Source organism: Streptomyces sp. Z26 (genome assembly GCF_003665095.1).
GTDB classification, from domain to species: domain Bacteria; phylum Actinomycetota; class Actinomycetes; order Streptomycetales; family Streptomycetaceae; genus Streptomyces; species Streptomyces phytohabitans.
In genome coordinates this window covers 463,932-487,307 of the sequence record NZ_RCHV01000002.1, presented here as the reverse complement: position 1 = coordinate 487,307, position 23,376 = coordinate 463,932, and the positions used below count along the sequence as shown (strand labels likewise).

21 protein-coding genes are annotated in these 23,376 nt (G+C 74.6%); 15 read left to right on the top strand and 6 right to left on the bottom strand.

All coding sequences use genetic code 11. The annotated features are described in order from the left end of the window. Window positions 1-200 precede the first annotated feature (200 nt). The 7 genes from D7M15_RS02210 to D7M15_RS02180 all read left to right on the top strand — a co-directional run bounded on the left by D7M15_RS02210 (window position 201) and on the right by D7M15_RS02180 (window position 8,161). Window positions 201-1,172 (top strand): WYL domain-containing protein, encoded by a 972-nt coding sequence (locus tag D7M15_RS02210; protein WP_121515934.1) that lies wholly within the window; start codon window positions 201-203, stop codon window positions 1,170-1,172. 15 nt (window positions 1,173-1,187) lie between these two features. Then, window positions 1,188-2,138, top strand: coding sequence for a WYL domain-containing protein (locus D7M15_RS02205; RefSeq protein ID WP_121515933.1), 951 nt, complete (start codon window positions 1,188-1,190; stop codon window positions 2,136-2,138). Window positions 2,139-2,236: 98 nt separating this feature from the next. Next, window positions 2,237-2,428: a hypothetical protein gene (locus D7M15_RS02200; RefSeq protein ID WP_121515932.1), complete on the top strand. Its 192-nt coding sequence runs from the start codon at window positions 2,237-2,239 to the stop codon at window positions 2,426-2,428. Window positions 2,429-2,595: 167 nt separating this feature from the next. Further along, window positions 2,596-2,889: a Sec-independent protein translocase subunit TatA gene (gene tatA / locus D7M15_RS02195; RefSeq protein ID WP_121515931.1), complete on the top strand. Its 294-nt coding sequence runs from the start codon at window positions 2,596-2,598 to the stop codon at window positions 2,887-2,889. A gap of 103 nt (window positions 2,890-2,992) precedes the next feature. After that, the gene (gene tatC / locus D7M15_RS02190) at window positions 2,993-3,886 is read left to right on the top strand and encodes a twin-arginine translocase subunit TatC (protein WP_240649093.1); all 894 of its coding nucleotides are present in this window, start codon (window positions 2,993-2,995) and stop codon (window positions 3,884-3,886) included. A gap of 95 nt (window positions 3,887-3,981) precedes the next feature. Next, on the top strand, window positions 3,982-6,789 hold the full coding sequence (locus tag D7M15_RS02185; RefSeq protein ID WP_121515929.1) for a DEAD/DEAH box helicase: 2,808 nt from the start codon (window positions 3,982-3,984) through the stop codon (window positions 6,787-6,789). Window positions 6,790-6,973: 184 nt separating this feature from the next. Next, the gene (locus D7M15_RS02180) at window positions 6,974-8,161 is read left to right on the top strand and encodes a phosphatidylinositol-specific phospholipase C1-like protein (protein ID WP_240649092.1); all 1,188 of its coding nucleotides are present in this window, start codon (window positions 6,974-6,976) and stop codon (window positions 8,159-8,161) included. Window positions 8,162-8,284: 123 nt separating this feature from the next. Here the strand turns inward: D7M15_RS02180 and D7M15_RS02175 are convergent, their stop codons facing one another. Both D7M15_RS02175 and D7M15_RS02170 read right to left on the bottom strand, forming a co-directional pair. Further along, complete coding sequence (locus tag D7M15_RS02175; protein ID WP_121515928.1) at window positions 8,285-9,127, bottom strand: siderophore-interacting protein; 843 nt, start codon at window positions 9,125-9,127, stop codon at window positions 8,285-8,287. A gap of 77 nt (window positions 9,128-9,204) precedes the next feature. Beyond that, window positions 9,205-10,110, bottom strand: coding sequence for a 5'-3' exonuclease (locus tag D7M15_RS02170; protein WP_206337446.1), 906 nt, complete (start codon window positions 10,108-10,110; stop codon window positions 9,205-9,207). A gap of 88 nt (window positions 10,111-10,198) precedes the next feature. On the opposite strand from D7M15_RS02170, the gene D7M15_RS02165 reads away from it, so the two are divergent. Further along, on the top strand, window positions 10,199-10,693 hold the full coding sequence (locus tag D7M15_RS02165; RefSeq protein WP_121515926.1) for an OsmC family protein: 495 nt from the start codon (window positions 10,199-10,201) through the stop codon (window positions 10,691-10,693). Continuing rightward, window positions 10,690-11,463, top strand: a complete 774-nt coding sequence (locus D7M15_RS02160; RefSeq protein ID WP_121515925.1) for a helical backbone metal receptor — start codon at window positions 10,690-10,692, stop codon at window positions 11,461-11,463. The genes D7M15_RS02165 and D7M15_RS02160 overlap by 4 nt, the downstream gene beginning before the upstream one ends. Window positions 11,464-11,473: 10 nt before the next feature. On the opposite strand, the gene D7M15_RS02155 is transcribed toward D7M15_RS02160, so the two are convergent. The 3 genes from D7M15_RS02155 to D7M15_RS02145 form a co-directional block, all read right to left on the bottom strand. Further along, window positions 11,474-12,181, bottom strand: a complete 708-nt coding sequence (locus D7M15_RS02155) for a gamma-glutamyl-gamma-aminobutyrate hydrolase family protein (RefSeq protein WP_121515924.1) — start codon at window positions 12,179-12,181, stop codon at window positions 11,474-11,476. A gap of 74 nt (window positions 12,182-12,255) precedes the next feature. Beyond that, window positions 12,256-13,728 carry an ethanolamine permease gene (gene eat / locus D7M15_RS02150; RefSeq protein WP_121515923.1) on the bottom strand — a complete coding sequence of 491 codons (1,473 nt, stop codon included), beginning with the start codon at window positions 13,726-13,728 and terminating at the stop codon, window positions 12,256-12,258. A 127-nt stretch (window positions 13,729-13,855) separates the two neighbouring features. After that, complete coding sequence (locus tag D7M15_RS02145; protein ID WP_240649091.1) at window positions 13,856-14,647, bottom strand: FCD domain-containing protein; 792 nt, start codon at window positions 14,645-14,647, stop codon at window positions 13,856-13,858. A gap of 73 nt (window positions 14,648-14,720) precedes the next feature. On the opposite strand from D7M15_RS02145, the gene D7M15_RS02140 reads away from it, so the two are divergent. The 4 genes from D7M15_RS02140 to D7M15_RS02125 all read left to right on the top strand — a co-directional run bounded on the left by D7M15_RS02140 (window position 14,721) and on the right by D7M15_RS02125 (window position 19,410). Beyond that, a complete protein-coding gene (locus D7M15_RS02140; RefSeq protein ID WP_121515921.1) occupies window positions 14,721-16,088 on the top strand; it encodes a glutamine synthetase family protein in 1,368 nt (455 codons plus the stop codon). Between the two features lie 93 nt (window positions 16,089-16,181). After that, window positions 16,182-17,567, top strand: a complete 1,386-nt coding sequence (locus D7M15_RS02135; RefSeq protein ID WP_121515920.1) for an aldehyde dehydrogenase family protein — start codon at window positions 16,182-16,184, stop codon at window positions 17,565-17,567. A gap of 32 nt (window positions 17,568-17,599) precedes the next feature. Continuing rightward, window positions 17,600-18,397, top strand: a complete 798-nt coding sequence (locus D7M15_RS02130) for a 3-oxoacyl-ACP reductase (protein WP_121520103.1) — start codon at window positions 17,600-17,602, stop codon at window positions 18,395-18,397. 122 nt (window positions 18,398-18,519) lie between these two features. Beyond that, window positions 18,520-19,410, top strand: a complete 891-nt coding sequence (locus D7M15_RS02125) for a DUF2510 domain-containing protein (RefSeq protein WP_121515919.1) — start codon at window positions 18,520-18,522, stop codon at window positions 19,408-19,410. A 79-nt stretch (window positions 19,411-19,489) separates the two neighbouring features. Here the strand turns inward: D7M15_RS02125 and D7M15_RS02120 are convergent, their stop codons facing one another. Then, on the bottom strand, window positions 19,490-20,704 hold the full coding sequence (locus tag D7M15_RS02120; RefSeq protein WP_121515918.1) for an amino acid deaminase/aldolase: 1,215 nt from the start codon (window positions 20,702-20,704) through the stop codon (window positions 19,490-19,492). 196 nt (window positions 20,705-20,900) lie between these two features. Between D7M15_RS02120 and D7M15_RS02115 the strand changes: the two genes are divergently transcribed. Next, complete coding sequence (locus D7M15_RS02115; RefSeq protein WP_240649090.1) at window positions 20,901-22,136, top strand: hypothetical protein; 1,236 nt, start codon at window positions 20,901-20,903, stop codon at window positions 22,134-22,136. After that, window positions 22,133-23,356 carry a type VII secretion-associated serine protease mycosin gene (gene mycP / locus D7M15_RS02110; protein ID WP_121515917.1) on the top strand — a complete coding sequence of 408 codons (1,224 nt, stop codon included), beginning with the start codon at window positions 22,133-22,135 and terminating at the stop codon, window positions 23,354-23,356. Before D7M15_RS02115 ends, mycP begins: the two co-directional genes overlap by 4 nt. Window positions 23,357-23,376: the final 20 nt, after the last annotated feature.

Sequence of the window (23,376 nt, the reverse complement as noted above, 5' to 3'; positions counted from 1 at the left end):
GAGCCGTCCGCGCTGCCGGGCCGCCCGGGGTGGTCGCGTCAGCTGAGACGTAGGGACGTCCGGAGCACCGTCGGACTCCCCGGAGGGTCCCCGCCGTACGTACGGCGGGGACCCTCCGCTTTTGTCCCCGCCGCGCCGGGCGGTACGGTCAACTGCCCAGGGCCAACCGCCCAGAACAGAACGAGAGAGGGCGACGTTCCATGGCGATCGCCAAGGCCGAGCGGCTGATGAACCTGGCGCTGTGCCTGCTCGGAGCGCGACGGCCCCTCACCAAGCGCGAACTGCGCGCCTCCATCGAGGCGTACATCGAGGCGGGCAACGACGACGCGTTCAACCGGATGTTCGAGCGCGACAAGGAGGACCTGCGCGAACTCGGCCTGGTCATCGACGCGGTGGAGAACCTGGACGGCGAGGCGGGCTACCTCGCGCGCCGCGACAGCAACAGCCTCCCGCCCGTCACGCTCGACGCCGCCGAGGCCACCGCGCTCGGCCTCGCCGCCCGTGTGTGGCAGCAGGCGAGACTCGCGGGTGCCGCCTCCGGGGCGCTCCAGAAGCTGCACGCGGCCGGGGGCATGCCGCAGGCGGAGGAGGCCGAGTCGTACGGCCAACTCCACCCGCACAGCAGCCTGGAGCCCCACATCCCCGCCCGCGAGGCGGCCTTCGAACCGCTGATGCTCGCCTGCCGCGACCGGCGCCTCGTCGTTTTCGACTACCGCAAGTCCAACTCCGCGCACCCGCTGCGCCGTCAGGTCGAGCCGTGGACGCTGGAGTGCTGGCGGGGGCAGTGGTATCTCGCCGGGTTCGACCGCGACCGGCAGGCCGAGCGGGTCTTCCGGCTCTCCCGTATCACCGGAACGGTGCGTTCCCGTGCCGCCGCGTTTACCGCGCCCGTCCCCGATCAGGTGACGGTACGGGAGACGGTGGAGCGGTGGGCGGGGGAGCGCACGTCCGCGACCGCGCGCATCCGACTGCGCTCCGGCGCCGGCTACCCGCTGCGTGCGCGGGCCACCGAGGTACGGGAACTCGGTGACGGCTGGGAGGAGTTGGAGATCCCGTACGGGCACGGGCTGGACGCGTGGCTGGTCGAGTTCGGCGCGGACGTGGTGGTGCTGGAGCCCGCGGAGCTGCGGGCCGACGTGGTGGACCGGCTGCGTGCCGTGGCCAAGGGCTGAGGGGGACCGCTGACCATGGCGTCCAACGCGATCGACCAGACCCGCAGGATGCTGTCGCTCGTCACGTACCTGCGGGACCGCCCGGGGGCCCGGGTCGAGGAGGTGGCGCGCGCGTTCGGCATCACCGCGGACGAGCTGATCGCCGACCTCGACGTGCTCCCCATGTGCGGGACGAGCTTCCGCGGCGGCGACCTGCTGGAGATCGACACCGACGGCGAGCACATCTGGTGGCGCAACGCCGACGACCTCGCCGCACCGCTCCGCATCTCCGCCGACGAGGCCATCGCCCTGCTGGTCGCCGCCCGCGCCGTGGCCACGCTGCCGGGGCTGCGCGAGGGCGACCGCGAGGCGCTGCTGCGCGCGACGGCCAAGCTGGAGACGGCGGCGGGGGAGGCGGCCGGGGCCAGCGCGCGGCTGTCGGTCACCTTCGAGTCCGAGGGCGGCGTCTTCGCGGACGTCGACCGCGCCATCTCCGAGCGCCGCAGGCTGTGGCTGCGCTACTACTCACCGGCGCGCGACGAGCTGACCGAGCGCGTGATCGACCCGATCCGCCTCTTCGCCGTCGGCCACACCTACGTCGAGGCGTGGTGCCGACGCTCGGAGGGGCGCCGTACGTTCCGGCTGGACCGGGTCGCGGAGATCCGGCTGCTGGACGAGCCCGCCGACCCGCCGCCCGTGGAGCTGCGCGACCTCTCGGAGGGGCTCGTGCAGCCCGCCGCGGAGGACCCCGAGGTGATCGTCGAGGTGGGCCCCGGCGGGCGCTGGGTCGCCGAGTACTACCCGCACGACAGCGCCGAGGAGCTGCCCGACGGCGGGCTGCGGATCACGCTGCGCACCCCGGACCCGGCCTCGCTGCGCAGGCTCGCGCTGCGGCTGGGGGCCGACGGCCGGATCACCGCCCCGCGCGAACTGGCCGACAGCGCGCGGGAGGCGGCGAAGCGGGCGCTGGCCGCGTACGGAGAGTAGCGCCGCCATACGGTGCCGGGCCGCGTACGGCCGGGGCGGGTGGGGCGACGGAGACGGGTGGCGCGTTCCCACGCGCTGTCGGCGCGTAGGCTCTGCGCATGCTCTGGCCGATGTTCTTCCTCACCCTCGCCTTCACCGGGATCGCCGTGCTCGGAGTGCTCGCCGTACGGGTCGGCCTGGAGGTACGGCGCTTCGCGCGCGCCGTGGGCGACAGCTCGGAGCGGATCACGCGGGCGACCGAGGATCTGGAGCGGGCGACGGCCTCCTGCGCCCGGGGGTTCGAACGGTAGGCTGGTCTGGCTGCGTCATGCGCCGCCGCCGTGAACCCGGAGTACGCACGGGGATTGCCACACGTTCACTCCGCAGGGTTACGATCGCTGGCAGCATGACGAAAGCCCGACCGAATTGACACGGCAGGCACGTACACGCGCCGGCCCCGGCGAGAAGGTAGTGGCACATGATCGGCAACCTGAGGCCCATGGAGATCGTTCTGATCCTCCTCGTCATCCTGCTGCTGTTCGGCGCCAAGAAGCTCCCGGACATGGCCCGTTCGCTCGGCAAGTCGGCCCGCATCCTCAAGAGCGAGGCCAAGCAGATGAAGAAGGAGAGCGCGGACGACGACGCCGACCGCGAGGCCGCGGCCCGTGCCGACGCCCAGCAAAGCGCGCCGCGCACCATCCAGGCGGCCCCCGGTGACGTGAGCAGCGCCCGCCCGGCGGGCGAGCCGACGAGGCAGTCCAACCAGAACTGACTCTTCCGTTCCTCCGTCCGGCACCACTCACTGACAACGAGGCCCTGGGTTGCTCAAGTCCGCCCGTAAAGAGGGTAAACAGCAGAAGGACCCCGAGGGCAGGATGCCGCTCGCCGAGCATCTGCGGGAGCTGCGCAACCGCTTGCTCAAGGCGGTGCTGGCGATTCTCGCCGTCACCGTCGTGGCGATGTTCTACTACAAGCAGATCGCCGACTTCCTCACCGATCCCGTACGCGACGCCGTCGGCTGCACCAAGGGGTTCGGTGAGGCCGAAGAGGGCGAGACCTGCGCGGAGATCACCATCTCCGGCCTGGTCGCCCCCTTCACGATCATGCTCAAGGTGGCTCTCACCGTGGGCGTGGTGCTCGCCTCCCCGGTGTGGCTCTACCAGCTCTGGGCCTTCCTCGCCCCCGGCCTCCACCGGCACGAGAAGAAGTACGCGCACGGCTTCGTCGCCGCCGGAGCCCCGCTGTTCATCGGCGGTGCCTGCCTCGCGTACGTGATCCTGCCGACCGCGGCCAAGGCGCTGCTGGACTTCAGCCCCGACGGCACCGGCAACCTCATCCCGCTCGACGACTTCCTCGACATCGTCACGCGGCTCGTCATCGTCTTCGGCCTGGCCTTCGAACTGCCGCTGCTGCTGGTCATGTTGAACTTCGGCGGCATCCTCACCGCCCGCCGACTGCTCGGCTGGTGGCGGGGGATGGTCGTGGGCATCACGGTCTTCTCGGCCGTGGCCACCCCGACCGGCGACCCGCTGACGATGGGGGCGCTGGCCCTGCCGATCGTGGTGCTGTACTTCGCGGCCGTCGGCGTCTGCTTCCTCAACGACCGGCGCCGTTCCCGCGCCGACCCGTACCAGGACCTGGACGACGACGAGGCGTCCGACCTCGGCCCCACGCCGGAGCCGGTTGGCCCGCCCGGGGCCGGTGCCGGGAGCGACGGCGCGTCCGGTGGCGACGGCGGACGGCGCGACGGCCTCGACGACGCGACCTGATCGTACGGCCCCGGTGCCCGCCCGCACCGGGGCAGGCCCGGGGCCGCGATAAAGATCGGGCACTGTCGTATCCGGCCGGTACGCTCGGAGGCACGATGACCGAGGACCTGTCCCCCGCAGAGCGGTACGCCGCGGCGCGGAAACGCGCCGCAGCCGAGGCCACCGCTCTCGCCCCCTTCCGTGACCTGTACGACTTCGAGCTGGACGCTTTCCAGATCGAGGCGTGCGAAGCCCTCGAAGCCGGAAAGGGAGTGCTGGTCGCCGCGCCGACCGGTTCCGGCAAGACGATCGTCGGCGAGTTCGCCGTCCACCTCGCCCTGACACGGGGCCGCAAGTGCTTCTACACCACGCCGATCAAGGCCCTGTCCAACCAGAAGTACAACGACCTCGCCGCCCGCTACGGCGCCGACAAGGTCGGCCTGCTCACCGGTGACAACAGCGTGAACGCGGACGCCCCGGTGATCGTCATGACCACCGAGGTCCTGCGGAACATGCTGTACGCGGGCTCGCGCGCCCTTGCCGGTCTGGGCCACGTGGTGATGGACGAGGTGCACTACCTCTCCGACCGCTTCCGCGGCGCCGTCTGGGAGGAGGTGATCATCCACCTCCCCGAGTCGGTGACGCTCGTGTCCCTCTCGGCCACGGTGTCGAACGCGGAGGAGTTCGGCGACTGGCTGGACACCGTCCGCGGCGACACCCGGGTGATCGTCTCCGAGCACCGGCCCGTACCGCTGTGGCAGCACGTGCTCGTCGGACGGCGGATGTACGACCTCTTCGAGGAGAAGGGCGACAAGAAGGAGGTCAACCCCGACCTCGTCCGCATGGTCCGTACGGAGAACAGCCGCCCCGGCTCGTACGGCGACCGGCGGCGGGGCGGCCGCCCCAAGCGGGAGGCCGACCGGGAGCGCGAGCGGCGGCAGCGCGGCCGCATCTGGACGCCGAGCCGCGCCGAGGTCATCGACCGGCTGGACTCCGAGGGGCTGCTGCCCGCGATCACGTTCATCTTCAGCCGCGCGGGCTGCGAGGCCGCCGTCCAGCAGTGCCTGCACGCCGGGCTGCGGCTGAACACCATGGCGGACCGGGCCCGCGTACGGGAGATCGTCGAGCAGCGCACGGTCGACATCCCCGACGAGGACCTGCACGTCCTGGGGTACTTCGAGTGGCTGGAGGCCCTGGAGCGCGGGGTGGCCGCGCACCACGCGGGGATGCTGCCGACGTTCAAGGAGGTCGTCGAGGAGCTGTTCGTCCGCGGCCTGGTGAAGGCGGTGTTCGCCACCGAGACGTTGGCGCTGGGCATCAACATGCCCGCGCGTTCCGTGGTGCTGGAGAAGCTCGTCAAGTGGAACGGCGAGCAGCACGCCGACATCACGCCCGGTGAGTTCACGCAGCTGACGGGGCGTGCGGGGCGGCGCGGCATCGATGTCGAGGGCCACGCGGTCGTGCTGTGGCAGCGCGGCATGGACCCGGGCGCGGTGGCGGGGCTGGCGGGGGCGCGGACGTATCCGCTGCGGTCGTCGTTCAAGCCGTCGTACAACATGGCGGTGAACCTGGTCGGGCAGTTCGGACGGCACCGGTCGCGGGAGCTGCTGGAGACGTCGTTCGCGCAGTTCCAGGCGGACCGCGCGGTCGTCGGGATCTCCCGGCAGGTGCAGAAGAACGAGGAGGGGCTCCAGGGCTACCGCACCTCGATGACCTGCCACCTCGGCGACTTCCAGGAGTACGCGCAGCTGCGCCGCGACCTGAAGGACCGCGAGACGGACCTGGCCAAGCAGGGCGCGACGCAGCGCCGCGTAGCGGCGTCGGTGGCGCTGGAGAAGCTGAAGGCCGGCGACATCATCCATGTGCCCACGGGCAAGTTCGCCGGTCTCGCGCTGGTGCTGGACCCGGGCACCGGCGCGGGGCGCACCCCCGGGCGGCGCGGCTTCGAGCACCAGGACGGGCCGCGCCCGCTGGTGCTGACGGCGCAGCGGCAGGTGAAGCGGCTCGCGTCCATCGACTTCCCGGTGCCGGTCGAGCCGTTGGACCGGATGCGCATCCCCAAGTCGTTCAACCCGCGCAGCCCGCAGTCCCGCCGGGACCTGGCGTCGTCGCTGCGCACCAAAGCCGGGCACTACGAGCCGGAGCGGCACCGGCGGCAGCGTTCGGAGGCCGCCGACGACCCGGAGATCGCGCGGCTGCGCGCGGCGATCCGGCAGCACCCCTGCCACGGCTGCGCCGACCGCGAGGACCACGCCCGCTGGGCCGAGCGGTACCTCCGACTGGCGCGGGACACGCGGCAGTTGGAGCGCCGTATCGAGGGCCGTACGAACACCATCGCCCGCACCTTCGACCGGGTCTACGCCCTCCTGTCCGAGCTGGACTACCTGGACGGCGACACCGTCACCGACGACGGGCGGCGGCTGGCCCGGCTCTACGGCGAGCTGGACCTGCTCGCCTCCGAGTGCCTGCGTGCCGGGATCTGGGAGGGCCTGCCGCCCGCCGAGCTGGCGGGCTGCGTGTCCGCGCTGGTCTACGAGGCGCGCGCGGCCGAGGACGCGCTCCCTCCCCGCCTGCCGGGTGGTCGGGCCAAGGAGGCGCTGGGCGAGATGGTGCGGATCTGGGGCCGGTTGGACGCCACGGAGGAGCGGCACCGCATCACCGCCGCCGAGGGCGTCGGGCAGCGGGAGCCGGACCTGGGCTTCGCCTGGGCGGCGTACCGCTGGGCCGACGGGCACGGGCTGGACGCCGTGCTGCGCGACGCGGAGATGCCCGCGGGTGACTTCGTGCGCTGGTGCAAGCAGGTCATCGACGTGCTGGGGCAGTTGGCGGGCGCGGCGCCGGAGGGCGGCACCGTCGGGGTGAACGCGCGGAAGGCGATCGACGGCATGCGGCGCGGCGTGGTGGCGTACACCTCGGTGGGCTGACGCGGCACGGCGTGGCACCGGACCGAGGTGCGCGGCGGCGTACGGGTGCGCGTCCCGTACGCCGCCGGTGCTTTCGGGTGGTCCTCGCCCGGTGTTCAACGGGTGGCCCGCCGCGCGGCGTTGACCGGACGGCGGGCCACCGGCATGTTGAGGCGCGACACGAGTGCCCCAACGGGAGGTCGATGTGCGCACGTTCAGGCACCCCAGCAGAGGACGGCTCCGCGGCTGGCTCGCCGCCGTGACCGCGGTCGCCGCCGTCGCGGCGCTCGCCCCGGCCGCGCAGGCGCAGCCGCCGGAGTCGCGCCGCGACCCGGCGCGCGGTCTGCGGTTGAACCAGGTCCAGGCGATGGCGACGCACAACAGCTACCACCGCGAGGCGTCCTTCGCGGAGCAGCGGCTGATGGCGGCGCACGACCCGAACTTCGCCACGCTGCTCTACAGCCACGCGTCGCTGCCCCAGCAGTTCGAGCGGCAGCGGGTGCGCGGTATCGAGCTGGACGTGTTCCCCGACCCGCGAGGCGGTCTGTACGCGGACCCGTTGATCCGTACGGCCGCCCAACTCCCGCCGCTCACCGACCCGGAGCTGCGCAGGCCCGGCTTCAAGGTGCTGCACTGGGCCGACTTCGACTACGGCACGACGTGCGTGTCCCTCCGGAGCTGCCTCACGCGGGTGAAGGAGTGGTCGGAGCGGCAGCCGGACCACGTGACGGTGCCGATCCTCCTCGAACTCAAGGAGACCGACCCGCGGTTGGAGGAGCGCGGCGGCGCCGTGAGCCCGCCCTGGGACACGGCGATGCTGGACGCGTTGGACGCGGAGATCCGTACGGTCTTCCCCGACGAGGACACCGTCACCGCCGACGACGTCCGGCGCGAGGGCGAGACCCTGGAGCAGTCCGTGTTGCGGCACGGCTGGCCGGAGGTCGCGCGGAGCCGCGGGAAGGTGATGTTCCTGATGGACAACGACGACCAAGGGCTCCAGGACGCCTACCGCGCGGGCGGCCGGGAGAGCCTCCAGGGCCGCGTGCTGTTCACCGACTCCGAACCGGGCCGCCCCGACGCCGCGTTCACCAAGGTCAACGACCCGACGGGGGCGAACAAGGCGGTGATCCGGGACCTGGTGTCCCGTGGCTACTTCGTCCGTACCCGCTCCGACGTGCCGCTGGACCAGGCGGCCAGCGGTGACACCACGATGCTGCGCGCCGCGTTGGACTCCGGCGCGCAGATGGTCAGCACCGACTTCCCCGCGCCGGGGCTCGCCGCCCGCTACGGCTCCGACTACGTCGCGGAACTGCCCGGCGGTACGGACGTGGTGCGCTGCAACCCCGTCACCGTACGGAAGGGGCACTGCCCGCGCGGGCCGCTGGAGCGCTGACGCCCGGAGCGCCCGGCTGCGGGGCGCCGGGGCGGCGGTTCACCGGGTGCTGGTCACCGAGCGCCGGCCCCCGGGGCCGTCGCGGTGCGCGGCCGGACACGTCGTCCGGCCGCGCACGAGGGGTCAGGACGGCTGCTCCTGCTCCGCCTCCACCTGGGCGTTCCACTCGCGCTTCGAGGACTGCCAGCCGTCCTCGTCGTGGCCCAGCCGCCAGTAACCCGAGATCGACAACCGGTCGCGGGCGATGTCCCGTTCCAGCCGCAGATGGCGGCGCAGTTCCTTCACCATCCCCGCCTCGCCGTGCACGAACGCGTCCACGGACCCCGGCGGGAACTCCAGCGCGCGCACGGCCGGGACGAGCAGCGTGCCGGGCCGTTCGGCGCCCCGGTGCAGCCAGACCACCTCGGCGTCCAGCGGGGTGCCCAGCGCCATCTCGTCGCCGGGCCCGCCGACCTCGACCAGGACGCGGACCACCGCGCCGCCGGGAACGCTCTCCAGGGCCGCCGCGATCGCGGGCAGCGCGCTCTCGTCACCCGCGAGGAGGTGCCAGCCCGCGGCGGGGTCGGGGGCGTAGGCGCCGCCGGGGCCCAGGAACGAGATCTCGTCGCCCGGGTCCGCGTCGGCGGCCCAGGGCCCGGCCAGGCCCTGGTCGCCGTGGACGACGAAGTCGAGGGTCAGCTCGCCGAGCTTCGCGTCCCAGCTGCGCACCGTGTACGTACGGGTGACCGGCCACTCCGCGCGCGGGCGCTCGGCGCGGATCCGCCCGACGTCCAGCGGCTCCGGCAGCACCGTGCCGGGCGCGGGGAACAGCAGCTTCACGTAACGGTCGGTCTCCTCGCCGTCCGGGAAGGCCGCGAGGCCGTCGCCGCCGAGCACCACGCGCACCATGTGCGGGGTCAGCCACTCGGTGCGCAGCACGCGTCCACGGTGCACCTGGGGCGTCTTGCGGGTCGTCGGCTCTGCCACGGTGGCCTCCCAAAAACACGGCGCAACGCGGGAACACGGCGCACCACGGATAACTTAGGCAAGCCTAAGTTATCAGCTCAGCGCGCGAGCGTCGCGAGCAGCCTGTCGAGCGAGCCGCCGAGCCCCCAGCGGGCGGCCAACGCCTCCAGCGCGCGCGGGTCGCGCGGCTCCGACGGCAGCGCCGGGTCGAAGTCCGGCAGCCGTACGTCGTCCGCGACCCGTACGACGGTGGGCGCCACCGCCAGGTACGGCCGGGCCTCGTCCAGCCGTCTGCGCTGCGCCGGGGTGAGCTTCGACGCGGGGTCGTCCACCGCCGCCATGATGCCCGGCAGGTCGCCGTACGCGTCGAGCAGCTTGCCCGCGGTCTTCTCGCCGACACCGGGCACGCCGGGCAGGCCGTCGCTGGGGTCGCCGCGCAGCAGGGCCAGCGTCGCGTAACCCGGGCCGTCCACGCCGTACTTGGCGCGCAGGGCCTCCCCGTCGAACACGCCGAGCGTGCCCACGCCCTTCAGTGGATACAGCACCCGCACCCGGCGCGCGTCGTCGACCAGCTGGAACAGGTCGCGGTCGCCCGTGACGATGTCCACCGGCCCGGCGGCGCGACCCGTCAGGGTGCCGATCACGTCGTCCGCCTCGTAACCCGCCGCGCCCACGCGGGCGATGCCGAGCGCGTCCAGCACCTCGTCGATCACCGGCACCTGCGGCGACAGCGTGTCCGGGACCTCCTCCGCGTCCGGGCCGGTCTCCGCCTCCTCGGCGACGCGATGCGCCTTGTACGACGGGATCAGCTCCACCCGCCACTGCGGCCGCCAGTCGAAGTCCATGCAGGCCACCAGGTCGTCCGGGCCGTGGTCCTGGACCAGCCGCGCGATGAAGTCCAGCAGCCCGCGCACCGCGTTCACCGGGGTGCCGTCGGGCGCCCGCACGGAGTCGGGCACCCCGTAGTACGCCCGGAAGTAGAGGGACGCGGTGTCGAGGAGCATCAGGCTGCGCGCGGAGGTCGAAGTCACGCACCCGATGATGCCGTACGCCACTGACACCGGCCCCCCGCCGCCTCCTACGCTGGTCCGCATGGCCGCCGACCTCCCCACCGGGACCGCCCGCACCGCGCACAGCCACGAGCTGACCGTCCGCTGGACCGACACCCCTCACGGCCGCGCCCGTACGCACGAGGTGCGCGCCGCGGGCAAGCCGACCCTGCCCGCCTCCGCCGCCCCGGCGCTCGGCGGCGAAGCCGACCGCTGGCACCCGGAGGAGCTGCTGGTCGCCGCGCTCTCCGAGAGCCACATGGCGTGGTTCCTGCACCTGGCCGCCGCGCGGGGCGTGGTGGTGACGGACTACGTCGACCACCCCGTCGGCACGCTCGTGGCCGACGAGGACGGCCCCGGTGGCGGGCGGTTCGCGGAGGTCGTGCTGCGCCCGCGGATCACCGTCGCCGACACCGCGATGGCGGACGCCGCGCACGCGCTCCACGCCGAGGTGCCCGCCCGCTGCCCCGTCGCGCGCGCGGTCGCCTTCCCCGTACGGCGTGAGCCGGTCGTCGGCACCGAGCGGCGCCGCCCGTGAGGCGGGGGCGTTACGCCGCCGGCCCCGGGGGAGGGCGGCCCGCCGTACGCCGCGTCGTCTCCCTCGTACCGTCCCTGACCGAGGCGATCGCGGTCACCGCGCCGCGCGTGCTCGTCGGCGCGACCGACTGGTGCACGCACCCGGCCGGGCTCGACGTCGTACGCGTCGGGGGCACCAAGAACCCCGACGTGCCGCGCGTCGTCGCGCTCGCCCCCGACCTCGTCGTGGCGAACGAGGAGGAGAACCGCGCGCCCGACCTCGACGCCCTGCGCGCCGCCGGGATCGACGTGCTCGTGACGGAGGTGCGGACGCTGCCCCAGGCGTTCACCGAACTGTCGCGCGTCCTGGTCGACGGCTGCGGCCTCACGGGCCCGCCGCGCTGGCTGGACGAGGCGGAAGCGGCGTGGCGGGCGGCGGAGGCGGAGTTCGACACGGTGGCGGTGGTGCCGGTGTGGCGGCGGCCGTGGATGGTGCTCGGCCGGGACACGTTCGCGGGCGCGCTGCTGGCGCGGCTGGGCGTACGGAACGCGTACGCGGGCCACGCCGAGCGCTACCCGCGCGTGCCGCTGGGGGAGTTGACCGAGCCGGGGCGGGCGCGGCTCGTGGTGCTGCCCGACGAGCCGTACCGCTTCACGGCGGACGACGGCCCCGAGGCGTTCCCCGGGCTGCCCGCGGCGCTGGTCGACGGGCGCCGTCTCACCTGGTACGGACCGTCGTTGCGGACGGCGCCCGCGGTGCTGGGGGAGGCGCTGCGGGCGGCGGGGGCGTAGCGGGCCGGGGTCAGCGCCCCGCCGGGGCCGGCGCTCCGGCGCGTTCCGTCAGGGCGCGCATCACCCGTACGTCCGTGCCCGTCTCCGGGTGCCACTGGACGCCCAGCGTCCAGCCCGCCGCGTCCGGTGCCTCGACCGCCTCCACGGTGCCGTCCGCCGCGTACGCGCCGACCACGAGCCCGTCGCCGAGCCGGTCGACGGCCTGGTGGTGGTACGTGGGCACGTCCAGCTCCGTCGGCAGCACCCGGGCCAACTCCGTGCCGGGCACCGGCCGTACGGGATGCGCGCCGAACACGCCGGGCGGTCCCGCGTGCCCGTCGAGGTGCTGCCGCAGGGTGCCGCCGCGCACCACGTTCAGCAGCTGCATGCCCCGGCAGATGCCGAGGAGCGGCAGCCCCCGCTCCAGCGCCGCGGCGATCAGCGCCGACTCCCAGGCGTCCCGCGGCCGGTCCGGCGGGCCCGTACGGGGGTCGGGTTCGGCGCCGTACCGTACGGGCTCCACGTCCGGGCCCCCGGCGATCACCAGGCCGTCCAGCCGGGCCACCACGGAGGCGGCGGCGTCCGGCGTCCCGTCGGGCGGGAGCAGGGCGGCGAGGCCGCCCGCGCGCTGGACCAGCTCGTGGTAGCCCGCGGGCAGCAGCGCGGCGGGCTGCCGCCACACGCCCCAGCTCGCGGCGGACTCCAGGTAGGTGCTGACGCCGATGAGGGGCGCGGACAAGAGGACCTCCGGGGCGGGCGGGTGGCGGGTGGCTTCGCTGGCGGCGCGCGGCGTACGCGGTGGAGGACCCGGCGTCACCGCTCCAGTTCGGCCTCGGCGGCGGCCAGCGCAGCGAACTCCTCCTCCGGCGCCGCCGCGACGAGGCGGTGCCGACTGTAGAACGTGAAGTAGCCGACCGCGACCACGTACAGCGCCAGCGCGATCCCCGCCGCCTTCGGGTCCACCAGGAACGTGGCGACGACCGCCGCGCACGCCAGGACGAACGCCACGGAGGACGTGACGACGCCACCGGGGGTGCGGTACGGGCGGTGCAGGTCCGGTTCGCGGCGGCGCAGCACGATGTGGGACAGCGACATCAGCACGTAGCTCACGGCGGCGCCGAAGACGGCGATGTTCAGCATCCGGGCGCCGTCGCCGGTCGCGGCGGCGAGGGAGAAGCCGATGGCGCCGGGCACCAGCAGCCCCAGGTACGGGGCCTTGCGGCTGCTGGTGAGGGAGAGGAAGCGGGGCAGGTAACCGGCGCGGGAGAGCGCGAACAGCTGCCGCGAGCCCGCGTAGATGAGGGAGAAGAAGGAGGCGACGAGCCCGGCCAGGCCCGCGTAGTTGACGACGCGGCTCAGCGTCGTGGAGTCGCCGCCGGTGGCCGCCTCCAGCGCGGCGACGAGGGGGTTGTCGGCGTCCTTGATCGCGTCCGACCCGGCGGCGCCCGCGGCGGGCAGCAGGGTGAGCAGCGCCAGCAGCACCAGTACGCCGATCGCGATGCCCATCGCCTTCGGCAGCGTACGCACCGGGTCCTTGGCCTCCTCGGCGGCCAGCGGCACACCCTCCACACCGAGGAAGAACCACATGCCGAACGGGAACGCCGCCCAGATGCCCAGCAGCCCGAACGGCAGCCACGAACCGGAGCCGAACGCGTCCCCGTCCACGGCGACGTCGTCCAGCGAGCCCGCGTCGAAGTGGCCCAGCGCTCCCACGCTGAAGACCACGAGCGCCGCGACCGCTATGCCGGTCACCACGAAGCTGAAGCGCAGCGCCTCGCCCACGCCCCACAGGTGGATGCCGATGAAGACGACGAAGCAGGCGAGGTACACCGGCCAGCCCGACTCCAGGCCGAAGAGGCCCAGCGACTCGACGTAGCCGCCGATGAAGACGGAGATCGCGGCGGGCGCCAGGATGTACTCGATCAGGATCGCCGTACCGGTCAGGAAGCCGCCCCAGGTGCCCAGCGCGCGGCGCGCGAAGCCGTAGCCGCCGCCCGCCGTGGGCAGGACGGAGGCCAGCTCGGCGAGGGAGAAGACCATGCAGGCGTACATGACGCCCATCAGGACGGTGGCGATGGCGAGACCGCCGAAGCCGCCCTCGGCGAGGCCGAAGTTCCAGCCCGCGTAGTCGCCGGAGACGACGTACGCGACGCCGAGGCCGGTGAGCAGCAGCCAGCCCGCGCTGCCGCGGCGCAGGGTCCGTGCCTGGAGGTACGCGTCCTCCTCGGGGGCGTGCGGTCCGGCGGCGCCGGTGCCCGCGGCCCGCGGCTGGGTTTCCTCGGACATGCGCGGCTCCCGCCCTGAGAGATGCATCGGAGCGATGCATTGGTGTGAGCCCATACCTTTGTGCGAGGGCCCGGTGCGGCGCAACCCCTCTGCCGGGACGAGTGCCGTACGGGTCGGCCGCGGGGCGTCAGAGCAGGAAGCCGCGCAGCAGCGCCGCCGTACCCGCGCAGTGCTCGCGCGCCACCGCGCGCGCGGTGTGCGCGTCGCCGGTCAGCACGGCGTCGACGAGCGCGGTGTGCTGGCGCTGGGCGTGCTCCAGGTTGCGTACGAGCAGCGGGATGCGGTTCAGCAGGCCGTTGACGGTGGCGCGGACGCCCGCGTACTGCGCCGACAGCGAGGGGGAGCCCGCCAGTTCGGCCAGGGCGAGGTGGAAGAGGGTGTCCTGCCGCCGGTAGTCCGCCAGCGCCGCGTCCCGGGTGGCGTCCAGCGCGGCGCGCAGCCGCTCGGAGCCGCCCGGAGGCAGCCCCTCGGCCGCGCACAGCCCGGCCGCGCCGACCTCCAGCACCTCGCGGAAGCGCAGCGTGTCCTCCAGGTCCGCGGTGTCCGGCCGCCGCAGCGTGCCGTCCGCCGGGCCCGCCTGGCCCGGCTGCCCCGCCTGGCTCGCCGGCCCCGCCGGGACCGGCTCCGCGCCCGGCTCCCAGGGGTGCCGTACGAACGTCCCGCCGTACCGGCCGCGTCGGCTCTCCACCATGCCCTGCTCCTGGAGCACCCGCAGCACCTCGCGCAGCGTCACCCGGCTCACGCCCAGCCGGTCGGCCAACTCGCGCTCCGAGGGCAGCCGTTCACCGCCCGGTACGAGCCCGAGCCGGATGACCTGGAGGATCTGCTCCAGGGCCTCCTCGAAGCCGTTGCCCGCCCGCACCGTCCGCAGCACCGGCGCCAGCGGGTCCGGGGCCGCACCCCGACGGGCGTCGTCCACCGCACCCACCCACTTCCCAATCAAAGGTCTCTGCACATACCTTATGACTCCAGCCAGCCGCAGGAGGCCCCCCGTGCCCGACCGCACACCGCCGCTCTCCGTCGAGACCCTCCGCGGGCTCGTCGACTCCGGCGAGATCGACACCGTCGTCCTGGCGTTCACGGACATGCAGGGCCGCCTCCAGGGGAAGCGCTTCGCCGCCCGCTTCTTCCTCGACGACACGCTCGACCACGGCACCGAGGGCTGCAACTACCTCCTCGCCGTGGACGCGGAGATGAACACCGTCGAGGGCTACGAGATGACCTCCTGGGAGCACGGCTACGGCGACTTCGCCATGGTCGGGGACGTCTCCACCCTCCGCCGTACGCCCTGGAACGAGGCGACCGCGCTGATGACCGCGGACCTCGCCTGGCACGACGGCTCCCCGGTCGTCGCCTCGCCCCGGCAGATCCTGCGCCGCCAGCTGGACCGCCTCGCGGAGCGCGGCTGGACCGCGTACGCGGGCACGGAGCTGGAGTTCATGGTCTTCGAGGACAGCTACGAGACGGCGTGGAACGCCGGCTACCGCGAGCTGACGCCCGTCAACCAGTACAACGTCGACTACTCCGTCCTCGGCACCGGCCGCGTCGAGCCCCTGTTGCGCCGCATCCGGAACGAGATGGGCACCGCGGGCATGGTCATCGAGTCCGCCAAGGGCGAGTGCAACCTCGGCCAGCACGAGATCGCCATCCGCTACGAGGACGCCCTCACCACCTGCGACCAGCACGTCGTCTACAAGACGGGCGCCAAGGAGATCGCCGCGCAGGAGGGCCGTTCGCTCACCTTCATGGCGAAGTACGACGCGCGCGAGGGCAACTCCTGCCACATCCACCTCTCCCTGCGCGACGCCGACGGCGCGCCCGTGTTCGCCGACGAGTCGGGGGAGTACGGCATGTCGCGCACCATGCGGCACTTCCTCGCCGGGCAGATCGCCGCGCTGCGGGAGTTCACGCTGCTCTACGCGCCCAACATCAACTCGTACAAGCGCTTCCAGCCCGGCTCGTTCGCCCCGACCGCCGCCGCCTGGGGCCCGGACAACCGCACCTGCGCCCTGCGCGTCGTCGGGCACGGCAAGGGCCACCGCTTCGAGAACCGGGTGCCGGGCGGCGACGTCAACCCGTACCTCGCCGTCGCCGGGATGATCGCCGCCGGGCTGGACGGCGTCGACCGGGAGCTGGAGCTGCCCGCCGCCTGCACCGGCAACGCGTACACCGGCGACGCCGAGCACGTGCCCGGCACCCTGCGCGAGGCCGCCGAGCTGTGGGGTGCCAGCGCGCTCGCCCGCGAGGCGTTCGGCGAGGAGGTCGTCGCGCACTACGCCAACATGGCGCGGATCGAGCAGGAGGCGTACGACGCGGCCGTCACCGACTGGGAACGCGTCCGCTCCTTCGAACGCATGTGAGCCCCGGGCCGCTCGACCCCGGCCCCACGAGCCCCCGACCCCCCCGGCACCGCCACGAGCCCCCGAACCCCGGCACAGCCAAAGGACCCCAGCGTGCACGCACAGGACCCCCCGCGGGAACACCAGGTCGTCAACCCCGCCACCGAGGAGGTCGTGGCCACCGTCCCCGCCACCGCGCCCCACGACGTCGACGCCGCCGTCGCACGGGCCGCCGCCGCGCAGTCCCGCTGGGCGGCCCTGGCGCCCGCCGACCGCGCCCGGCTGCTGCGGCGCTTCGCGTCCGTCGTGGACGCGCACGTCGAGGAGCTGGCGTGGACGGAGGTACGGGAGGCGGGCCACCCCGTCGGCAACGCGCGCTGGGAGGCGGGCAACGTACGCGACCTGCTCGACTACGCCGCGGGCGGCGTCGAGCGCCTCAACGGGCGCCAGATCCCCGTCGCGGGCGGCGTGAACCTCACCTTCGCGGAACCCCTCGGCGTCGTCGCCGTCATCGCGCCGTGGAACTTCCCGATGCCGGTGGCCGCCTGGGGCACCGCGCCCGCGCTCGCCGCCGGGAACGCGGTGCTGCTCAAGCCCGCCGAGACCACCCCGCTCACCGCGCTGCGGCTGGCGGAGCTGGCGCTCGAAGCGGGCCTGCCCGAGGACCTGTTCCAGGTGCTGCCCGGCGCCGGGCCGGTCACGGGGAGCGCGCTCGTCGACCACCCCGGCGTCGCCAAGGTGGTGTTCACCGGCTCGACGGCGGTCGGCCGGGAGATCATGGCGAAGTGCGCGGCGGGCGTGAAGCGCGTGACCCTCGAACTCGGCGGCAAGAGCCCCAACATCGTCTTCGCGGACGCCGACGTGGCCCGCGCGGCGGCGGCCGCCCCCGGCTCGTTCCTCGACAACACCGGCCAGGACTGCTGCGCCCGCAGCCGCATCCTCGTACAGCGCGAGGTCTACGACGACTTCCTGGCGCGACTGGAGCCCGCCGTACGGGAGTTCACCGCCGGTGATCCCGCCGACCCGGCGACGCTGATGGGCCCGCTGATCTCGGCCGCCCACCGCGAACGGGTCCGCGGCTACGTGCCGGAGGACGCGCCCGCGCTGATCCGCGGGCAGGTGCCGGAGGGGCCCGGCCACTGGTATCCGGCGACCGTGCTGGCGGCCGACCCCGGCGACCGTACGGCCGTCGAGGAGATCTTCGGGCCGGTCGCGGTGGTGCTCCCGTTCGAGGACGAGGCGGACGCCGTACGCCTGGCCAACGCCACCGAGTACGGGCTGTCCGGCTCCGTCTGGACCCGCGACGTGGGCCGCGCCCTGCGCGTCTCCCGCGCCGTCGCGGCGGGCAACCTCTCCGTGAACTCGCACAGCAGCGTGCGCTACTCGACCCCCTTCGGCGGCTACGGCCGGTCCGGACTCGGCCGCGAGCTGGGCCCGGACGCCCTCGACTCCTTCACCGAGACCAAGAACGTCTTCCTGAGCACAGAGGAGCAGCAGTGACAGCAGCACCCGACAACGCCGCCGACCCGACCCTGGCGACGGCCGCCGCCACCGAACGGCCCGTCTGCCGACGGCTGGTGGGCCGCACCGCCGTGGTGACCGGCGCGGGCAGCGGCATCGGGCTCGCCTCCGCGCTGCGCCTCGCGTCCGAGGGCGCCCACGTCGTCTGCGCGGACGTCGACACCGAACGGGGCAAGGCCGCCGCCGAGCAGACCGGCGGGCTGTTCGTGGAGACGGACGTGACGGACGCGGACCAGGTCGAGGCGCTGTTCCGGACGGCGAACGACACGTACGGCTCGGTGGACATCGCCTTCAACAACGCCGGGATCTCGCCCCCCGACGACGACTCGATCCTCACCACCGAGCTGGACGCCTGGCAGCGGGTCCAGCACGTCAACCTCACCTCCGTCTACCTCTGCTGCCGTCAGGCCATCCCGTACATGCGCGAACAGGGCCGCGGCTCGATCATCAACACCGCCTCGTTCGTGGCCGTGATGGGCGCCGCCACCTCCCAGATCAGCTACACCGCGTCGAAGGGCGGCGTACTGGCGATGTCGCGCGAGCTGGGCGTGCAGTTCGCCCGCGAGGGCATCCGCGTCAACGCGCTGTGCCCCGGCCCGGTCAACACCCCGCTGCTCCAGGAGCTGTTCGCGAAGGACCCGGAGCGCGCGCTGCGGCGGCTGGTGCACGTGCCCGCGGGCCGGTTCGCGGAGGCGGAGGAGATCGCGGCGGCGGTGGCGTTCCTGGCGAGCGACGACTCGTCGTTCGTGAACGCGAGCGAGTTCCTCGTGGACGGCGGCATCGCGGGCGCGTACGTCACGCCGCAGTGACCGCGGGCGCGCCGGTCGGCGCGGCGGGCGTACGGGCGCCGCCCGGTGGGCGTGCGCGCGGTCCGGTCCGCCGCCTGGCGCGCCACTCGTACGTGTGTTGCCCTAGGGTTCTTTCTGTGACCATGACGACACCGCCCGGCTGGTACCCAGACCCAGGGCACACAGGCAACGGCCCCGCCCTGGAACGCTGGTGGGACGGTGCGGCGTGGACGGAGCACACCCGCGCCCCCGGCTACCCGATGATGCCGGGCGTCCCCGCGCCGCCCCCGCCCCCCGCCTCGCGCGGCCCGCTCATAGCCGGGATCGGCGCCGCCGTGGTCGTGACCCTGGCGCTGATCGTCGGCGGCGTGCTCGTCTTCGGCGGCTCCGACGACGACGGGGACGGGGACGACGACGGGGCGCGCAGTCCGGCACCGTCCGGCGCCCCGGAGTCGCCCGGTGGAGAGGGCGACCCGCAGGGGCCCGAGGGCGACGCGCCGGAGGAGGGCGGCCCCCAGGAGGGTCTGCCGCAGGGCGTCAAACTCCCGCTCCTCGGCGGCTGGGAGCGCACCCCCGGCGCGGGTGGCGCCTCGGTCACCACCACCCGCTACGACTGTCCGGGCGAGCGCGGGCCGGAGTGCGTACGCGGCGGCTCGACCCTGATGAACGCCCCCGGCGGCGGCTCGCCCGAGTCCGTCGCCAAGGCCGACATCGAGCAGAACGCCGACACCTCGTACAGCGAGGACGTCTACGGCGGGATCGACGAGCACGAGCAGCTGAAGGCCGGGAAGGTGGAGGTCGCGGGGCAGGACGGCTACCGCGTCCGCTGGAAGATCGAGAACAAGGTCGGCCCCGACGCGTACGTGGAGTCCGTCGCCTTCGCGCACCCCGACGGCTCCGGGCAGATGCTGGTGCTGCGCAGCGGGTTCGACATCGACGACGAGGCGCCGCCGCTCAGCGCGATGGACAAGATCGTGGACGGGATCACCGAGGGCACGGTCGCGGAGGACGACGGCAGCAGCGAACAGGTGTGACGCGCGGACCCGCGTCCCCCGCCCGGGGGCGCGGGCCCGTTCCGTCAGCGGACGTGCCTGGTCAGAGGGACGCGCTTCGTCAGAGGAACGTGCGCCCCTCGCCCCGGTACGTCGGCACGGTCGCCGTCACCGCGCGCCCCTCGACGAGGTGCAACTCCGCGAACCGCTCGCACAGTTCACCGGCCTTCGCGTGCCGGAACCACACCTTGTCACCGATCAGCAGGTCGTCGGCGGGCGCGCCCAGCAGCGGCGTCTGCACCTCGCCGGGCCCCTCCATCGGGTCGTAGCGCAGCCCCTCCGGCAGGTACGGCTGCGGCAGCCGGTCGCCGCCGGGCGCGCCGGACGCCGGGTAGCCGCCGCCCAGCACCGTGACCACGCCGATCCCCGGGCGCCGTACGACGGGCTGCGCGAACAGCGCGGCGGCCCGCCCCGTGAACGACGTGTACGTGTCGAACAGCCGCGGCACGAACAGCCCCGAGCCCGCCGCGATCTCCGTCACCGCGTCCTCGGCAGCGGTGTGCTGCACGCTGCCGGTGCCCCCGCCGTTCACGAACTCCAGGTCGGGCGCGATCGCGCGCACCGCCCGTACGGCCGCGTCCCGCCGCGCCGCCAGCTCCCGCCGCGCCGCCGCCTGCATCAGCCGCACCCCGCGCGACCGCAGCGGACGGCCGGGCACCGCGTCGCCCACGCCCGCCACGTGCCCCTCGTACGCCATCACGCCGACCAGCCGGAAACCGGGCCTGCGGGCCACCGACCGGGCCAGCGCGGCCAGTTCGGCGGGGGAGCGCAGCGGCGAACGGCGCGCGCCGACCCGTACCCGGCCGCCGAACAGCCGCAGCGACGTGTCGAGTTCGAGGCAGACGCGGATCTCCTCCCGGCCGCCGTCCCGCGCGGCGTCGATCAGCTCCAGCTGCGCCGGGTCGTCGACCATCACGGTCACCGCCCCGGCCAGCTTCGGGTCGGCGGCCAGCTCGGCGTACGCGGGCCGGTCCGCCGACGGGTACGCCAGCAGCACGTCCGGCACCCCGGCGCGGGCGAGCCACAGCGACTCGGCGAGCGTGTAGCTCAGCACCCCGGCGAAGCCGTCGCGGGCCAGCACCCGTTCCAGCAGCGCCCGGCAGCGTACGGACTTGCTCGCGACGCGGATCGGCTTGCCGCCCGCGCGGCGTACGAGGTCGGCGGCGTTGGCGTCGAACGCGTCCAGGTCGACGATCGCCAGCGGCGCCTCCAGGTGGGCGGTGGCACGGTCGTAGCGGGACCTGTCGGCGCCGAGATCGGCAGTCGTATCGAACACCCGGGCAGCTTGCCAGAGCGGCGGCCCCGCGCCCAGTCCCCGCTCCGGTTGCCGGAAGCACCGCCCGGCCCCGTAGAGTGACCGCGCACACCACGACCCGTCAGGGCGCGGTGCGTTGACGGGTTGCGGACCTGAGCCGCCCCGCACACGGGCGTGCGCCGTGGGCGGCGCGAGGCGGGAGCTGGAGGATGCACGGGTGAGCAGGGACACCGAACCCTCCGCCGCGTCCGGGACCACACGGCCCGTCGTGGCCGCACGCGTGCCGGAGCCGCCCGAGCGGCCGTCCGCGCCGCCGCGCCCGACCTCGCCGCCGCCCCCGGCCGTGCCGCCCCGGCCCGCGAAGCCGCCGCGCGCCACCGTGCCGCGCCCCGCCGAGGAGCCGCCCGGCCCGCCGCGCGCCGCCGACCGGCTGCCCGACGGGCCCGCCGCCGCGCCGGCCCGCGCCGTACGGCGCCCGCCGCGCCCGACCATGCCGCCGCAGCCCCCGCCGCCCACCGGCGAGCCGCTGACCGGACCGCGCCGCGCGGGGGCGGAGCCCGTACGGCAGGCGCCGGGCACCTCCGCGGCGTCGGCCGCCCCGGCCGCCCGCCGCTCCGGCGACGGGCCGCCGGGCAGCCACCCGGCCGACTCGTCCACCTTCCAGCTGCGCCCGACCGCGGCGCACGCCGCCCGGCCCTCACGGCGCACGGTCGCCGCGGTGGCCTGCCTGGTGCTGGGGACGGGGTTGCTCGGCGGCGTCGGTACGGGCATCTGGTTCACCGACGACGCGGGCGCCGAGACGGGCGCGGCGGCGGAGTACGACGCGTCGCGGCAGCTGTGGCACACCGTGCCCGTCGACACCCTCTTCCCGCGCACCGTCCGGGGCGAGGGCGCGGGCCCCGGCGGCGCGGACCGCACCTGGACCCGCGTCGCCGTCGCCCCCGACAGCGACTGCGCGAACGCCTTCGACGCGTCCCTCGCCCACGCCCTCGCGCCGGTGGGCTGCCAGCGACTCGTACGGGCGACGTACGCGGACGAGACGAGCAGCAGCGTCACCACCGTCGGCATCGTCTTCACCGAGGCCGACGAGGAGGGGATGGGCACGCTGCGGGAGCGGTTCGCCGAGGAGAAGCTCGGCGACCGCCCGGACCTCATGCCCCGCGCCTACCCGGCGCGGGGCACCGTCGCCGCCGACTTCGCCGACCCGCAGCGCGCCAGCTGGACCCTCAGCGTCCTGACCGACGCGCCCGCCGTGGTCTACACGGTGTCCGGCTTCGCGGACGGCCGTACCGTCACCGACCCGCAGCCCGCCGCCGAGGCCACCGCCAAGGGCCGTACGACGGCCGCCGCGCAGGCCGGGCTCGGGCACGACGCCCAGAGCATCGCGGAGCACGTCGAACGCGGCCTCCGCGCGGAGCTGCCCGGCCGCGAGGAACCGGAAGACCCGTCATGACCACGACCCGCCCCACCCGCCGCCCCTACGCCGTGCCGCGCGCGGCCGTCGTCGTACTGCTGTGCGCGGCCGGGCCCGCGCTGGTGGCCGCGCCCGGCACCGCGTACGCCTCCGGTGCGGACATCCAGTCGCGCCAGTGGGGCCTCGAGGCGCTCCACGCGCGCGACGCCTGGCAGACCACCAAGGGCGAGGGCGTCACCGTGGCCGTCCTCGACACCGGCGTCGACGCCACCCACCCCGACCTCAGCGGCACCGTCCTCGCCGGCAAGGACGTCGTCGGCTTCGGCGCCGGGCGCGGTGACACGGCGTGGGCCCGCCACGGTACGGCGATGGCCGGGCTGATCGCCGGGCACGGGCACGGCGACGATCGCGCGGAGGGCATGCTCGGAGTGGCCCCGGAGGCGAAGATCCTGCCGGTACGGGTGCTGCTGGAGGACGGCGACCCGCAGCGCGCCAAGGCCCGCGAGTCGCGCGGCGGCGCCCTCGCGGAGGGCATCCGCTGGGCGGCCGACCAGGGCGCCGACGTCATCAACCTCTCCCTCGGCGACGACAGCGGCTCCGCCCACCCGGAGGCCCGCGAGGACGAGGCGGTGCGCTACGCGCTGCGCAAGGGCGCCGTCGTCGTCGCCTCCGCGGGGAACGGCGGCGAGGAGGGCGACCACATCTCGTACCCCGCCGCGTACCCCGGCGTCATCGCCGCCACCGCCGTCGACCGGCACGGCGACCGGGCGTCCTTCTCCACCCGCCGCTGGTACGCGACGGTCGCCGCCCCCGGCAAGGACGTGATCATCTCCGAGCCGGACCGCCGCTACTACGAGGGCTGGGGCACCAGCGCCGCCGCCGCCTTCGTCTCCGGCGCGGTCGCCCTCCTCCGGGCCGCGCACCCCGACCTGACGCCCGCCCAGGTCAAGGAGCTGATCGCGGAGACCGCGCGGGACACCCCCGAGGGCGGGCGCAGCGACGAGCTGGGCACCGGCATCGTCGACCCGGCGGCGGCCATAGAGGTCGGCGCGAGCGTCTCGTCGAAGCGGCAGGAGGCGGGCCCGCAGCCGTACCGGAAGCGGTACTTCGGCGCCGGTCCCGACACCGGCGGCGACGGTCCGGGCTGGGTCGCGCCCGTCGCCGGGGTCGCGGGCGTGCTGCTGATCGGCGCCGCGCTGGCGCTGCTGCGCGGGCTGCGCACACGGCTGCGCGACGGGCTGCGCGTACGCCTGCGCTGAACGCGGACGGGCGGACGGGC